This is a genomic window from Vibrio sp. V03_P4A6T147 (genome assembly GCF_002241085.1).
Classification (GTDB): domain Bacteria; phylum Pseudomonadota; class Gammaproteobacteria; order Enterobacterales; family Vibrionaceae; genus Vibrio; species Vibrio anguillarum.
Map to the genome: position 1 here is coordinate 1 of NZ_NDIO01000111.1, position 4,206 is coordinate 4,206.

At 45.7% G+C, this 4,206-nt stretch carries 3 protein-coding genes; 2 read left to right on the top strand and 1 reads right to left on the bottom strand.

Features of this window, described 5'->3' with window-relative positions; translation table 11 throughout:
* Nucleotides 1–286: 286 nt before the first annotated feature.
* Both dnaK and dnaJ read left to right on the top strand, forming a co-directional pair.
* Nucleotides 287–2,194 (top strand): molecular chaperone DnaK, encoded by a 1,908-nt coding sequence (dnaK, locus tag B9J84_RS04360; protein WP_013857431.1) that lies wholly within the window; start codon nucleotides 287–289, stop codon nucleotides 2,192–2,194.
* A gap of 286 nt (nucleotides 2,195–2,480) precedes the next feature.
* On the top strand, nucleotides 2,481–3,623 hold the full coding sequence (dnaJ, locus tag B9J84_RS04365) for a molecular chaperone DnaJ (RefSeq protein ID WP_026027474.1): 1,143 nt from the start codon (nucleotides 2,481–2,483) through the stop codon (nucleotides 3,621–3,623).
* A gap of 109 nt (nucleotides 3,624–3,732) precedes the next feature.
* Here the strand turns inward: dnaJ and B9J84_RS04370 are convergent, their stop codons facing one another.
* Entirely contained in the window at nucleotides 3,733–4,164 is a 432-nt protein-coding gene (locus tag B9J84_RS04370; RefSeq protein ID WP_179217516.1) for a type IV pilin protein, read from the bottom strand.
* Nucleotides 4,165–4,206 lie beyond the last annotated feature (42 nt).

Genomic DNA, 4,206 nt, shown 5'->3' on the forward strand with positions numbered 1-4,206 from the left:
AGTGTACGTCGCCTCTCTTTTTTATGTCGAAATCGATTAATGTCGAGATAGAAACCTTCATTAAGTGATTTCGGGATTGAAAAAGTCGTTATTTACGCTGTTTAGTCGAAATATCATAACTTTTTTCAATTTTGCCCTTGAAAAGGTGCTGAGTGACCTTATTTATTGGGCATACGAGAAACGAACATCCTTGTTTAGTTTGTGAGTAAGGGTTGAAACCCTGTTCTCCCTCCCCCACATAGGGGGTAGCATAAAACAAAAATAGAATTTATTTGGAGATAGCCTGATGGGTAAAATCATTGGTATTGACTTAGGTACTACTAACTCTTGTGTTGCTGTTTTAGATGGCGACAAACCTCGCGTTATTGAAAACGCTGAAGGTGAACGTACAACTGCATCGGTAATTGCATATACAGATGGTGAGACGCTAGTAGGTCAGCCTGCAAAACGTCAAGCGGTAACAAACCCAACCAATACGCTATTTGCAATTAAGCGTTTGATCGGTCGTCGTTTTGAAGACGAAGAAGTTCAACGTGATATTGAAATCATGCCTTACAAAATCGTGAAGGCTGATAATGGCGATGCTTGGGTTGAAGCAAGAGGCCAAAAAATGGCCGCTCCTCAAGTTTCAGCTGAAGTTCTGAAGAAAATGAAGAAAACAGCTGAAGATTTTCTTGGTGAGCCAGTTACTGGTGCCGTTATTACGGTTCCTGCATACTTTAACGATGCACAACGTCAAGCAACGAAAGATGCAGGTCGTATTGCAGGTCTTGAAGTAAAACGTATCATCAACGAACCAACAGCGGCTGCACTTGCTTATGGTTTGGACAAACAAGGTGGCGATCGCGTTATCGCGGTATACGACCTTGGTGGTGGTACATTTGATATTTCAATCATCGAGATCGATGAAGTTGAAGGCGAGAAAACATTCGAAGTTCTAGCAACTAACGGTGACACACACCTTGGTGGTGAAGACTTTGATAACCGCATGATCAACTATCTCGTTGATGAGTTTAAAAAAGAGCAAGGCATCAACCTAAAAACTGATCCACTTGCGATGCAGCGTCTAAAAGAAGCCGCAGAAAAAGCGAAGATTGAGTTGTCATCAGCGCAACAAACAGATGTGAACTTGCCTTACATCACCGCTGATGCTGCTGGTCCTAAGCACATGAACGTGAAAGTGACACGTGCGAAACTAGAATCTCTAGTGGAAGACCTTGTTCAGCGTTCGCTTGAGCCACTGAAAGTGGCGCTGGCCGATGCAGACTTGTCTGTCGGCGACATCACTGACGTTATCCTAGTGGGTGGTCAGACTCGTATGCCTATGGTTCAGAAGAAAGTGGCTGAATTCTTTGGCAAAGAAGCGCGTAAAGATGTTAACCCAGATGAAGCGGTTGCTGTTGGTGCGGCCATTCAAGGTGGTGTGCTTGCGGGTGAAGTAAAAGACGTACTGCTACTTGACGTAACGCCTCTGTCTCTCGGTATCGAGACAATGGGTGGCGTGATGACTAAGTTGGTTGAGAAAAACACAACGATTCCAACTAAAGCGAATCAAGTATTCTCTACCGCTGAAGACAACCAAAACGCAGTAACGATCCATGTTCTACAAGGTGAGCGTAAGCAAGCCATGTACAACAAATCGCTAGGTCAATTTAACCTAGAAGGTATTCAAGCTGCACCACGTGGCATGCCACAAATTGAAGTTGTGTTTGACTTGGATGCGGATGGTATCTTGCACGTGTCTGCGAAAGATAAACAAACAGGCAAAGAGCAGAAGATCACTATCCAAGCGTCTGGCGGTTTGAGCGATGCTGAAATCGAGAAAATGGTCCAAGAAGCTGAAGCAAACAAAGAAGCGGACAAAAAGTTTGAAGAGTTAGCGACAGCACGTAACCAAGCGGACCAAATGATTCACGGTACTCGTAAGCAAATTGAAGAGGCGGGTGATGCTCTTCCTGCTGACGACAAAGTGAAGATTGAAGCGGCCATTACTGAGCTTGAAGAAGCGAAGAAAGGTGAAGACAAAGAAGCGATCGACGCTAAAGTTCAAGCGCTTATGGCTGCTGCTCAAAAACTGATGGAGATCGCTCAGCAAAAAGCTCAAGCACAACAAGCGGGTGAAGGCCAACAACAGTCTGCAGAAGACGATGTCGTTGACGCTGAGTTTGAAGAAGTCAAAGAAGACAAAAAGTAATTGATTGAGTTCCCTCCTTTTCAACGGGGAGGGCTAGGGTTGGGTGGCTCGCGAGTTTAACCCACCCTAACTTCTCTAAGAGAAGAATGAAATCAACGGTATGATGCGGGCGTTTGGGGTAACTCTTACGCCCGTATGTCTGTAATTAATGAAAACTCATTGGTGTCCATCTAACTAACAGTGTCTTTTTAGTTTGAATTCACTAGAATCTAGAGCCATTAGTTAGGTCGATATAAACACCAAGCGGCAGCGTGTCGTTTGCGGTAACAAATTGGTGACGAAGAAGATGTCAAAACGTGATTTTTACGAAGTATTAGGCGTAGGCCGAGATGCCTCTGAGCGCGATATTAAAAAGGCGTATAAGCGCCTAGCAATGAAGTTTCACCCTGATAGAAACCAAGGGGATGACAGCGCTTCGGACAAGTTTAAAGAAGTAAAAGAAGCGTATGAAATTTTAACCGATTCGCAAAAGAAAGCGGCTTATGATCAGTACGGTCATGCTGCTTTTGAACAAGGCGGAATGGGCGGTGGCGGCTTTGGTGGCGGCAGTGCTGATTTTGGCGATATCTTCGGTGATGTCTTTGGTGACATTTTCGGTGGTGGTCGTCGGGGCGGTGGTCAAGCGCGTGCACAACGTGGTGCTGACTTGCGTTACAACATGGAACTGTCTTTAGAAGAGGCCGTCCGTGGTTGTTCGAAAGAGATTGAAGTGCCAACACTGGTCCATTGTGATTCTTGTGAAGGTACTGGCGCGAAGAAAGGCTCGTCTGCGCAAACGTGTGGAACCTGTCATGGTCACGGCCAAGTACAGATGCGCCAAGGATTTTTTGCTGTACAGCAAACCTGTCCGACTTGCCATGGTAAAGGTAAGATCATTAAAGACCCATGTAACGTGTGTCACGGACAGGGGCGTAAGCAAAAAACCAAAACGCTTAATGTTAAAATTCCAGCCGGTGTGGATACGGGCGATCGCATTCGTTTATCTGGCGAAGGTGAAGCGGGAGAAATGGGCGCTCCAGCGGGGGATTTGTACGTACAAGTTCACGTCAAAGAGCACCACATTTTTGAACGCGATGGCAACAACTTATACTGTGAAGTCCCTGTAAGTTTTGCTATGGCGGCACTTGGCGGTGAAGTTGAAGTTCCAACACTCGATGGTCGTGTCAACCTGAAAGTGCCAGAAGAGACGCAGACAGGGCGCATGTTCCGTATGCGTGGTAAAGGTGTGAAAGGCGTACGCGGTGGGGCGATCGGTGATTTGGTTGTCAAACTCGTGGTTGAAACACCAGTGAAACTGAGCGCGCGTCAAAAAGAACTATTACGTGAATTTGAAGAAACTTGCGGTGGTGAAGCGGCAAATAAGCATAAGCCTAAATCGGAAGGTTTCTTTAATGGCGTGAAAAAGTTCTTCGATGATTTAACCAGCTAATTCACTGTTGAATTATTATCTATCCAATAAGGCCTGCAATGCAGGCCTTATTCGTTCCTGATACAGGATGATTTTCTCCTCCCCTCACAAACTGAACATTTGTGGTGTTCTATTTCCAACATGCGCTTGGGGTTGATTCGTTGGTTGATTTCAATGTCATGACCTTATCGCTGGTAAGGCACTCATCCTTGTCTTGGCCTCTGGTGCTCTGCGCCGTCGCGGTGATGGTGTAGCTACTGGTTGCGGAGCTGGCGACTGAAAACTGATAGCGTTCAGCATCGCTTTCACAGATGACGCAATTTCCCCCTGAAATGATCCCGCTCCAGTCATAACCCTTATCGTAGTGATGCTCCAGTTCCAGTTGAATTCTCCCCATATCGGCGAGAGCGGTGGTTCGGTGTCCTTTTAAAACGTGCTTGGTATAACTTGGATAAGCGATTGCAGACAGTACGCCAATAATCACAACCACAATCAATAATTCGATCAATGTCATCCCGAACGACTGCCGGTTGTGGTTGTTGCATTTAGAATTTCGAATCATCACGTGGAGTTCCTTGTTGATTTACCCGCTATTTTTATTAGG

Excerpts from the sequence above, each read along its gene's own strand:
- B9J84_RS04370 (WP_179217516.1), bottom strand. The coding sequence starts at position 4,164 with ATGATTCGAAATTCTAAATGCAACAACCACAACCGGCAGTCGTTCGGG.
- dnaJ (WP_026027474.1), top strand. The coding sequence starts at position 2,481 with ATGTCAAAACGTGATTTTTACGAAGTATTAGGCGTAGGCCGAGATGCC.
- dnaK (WP_013857431.1), top strand. The coding sequence starts at position 287 with ATGGGTAAAATCATTGGTATTGACTTAGGTACTACTAACTCTTGTGTT.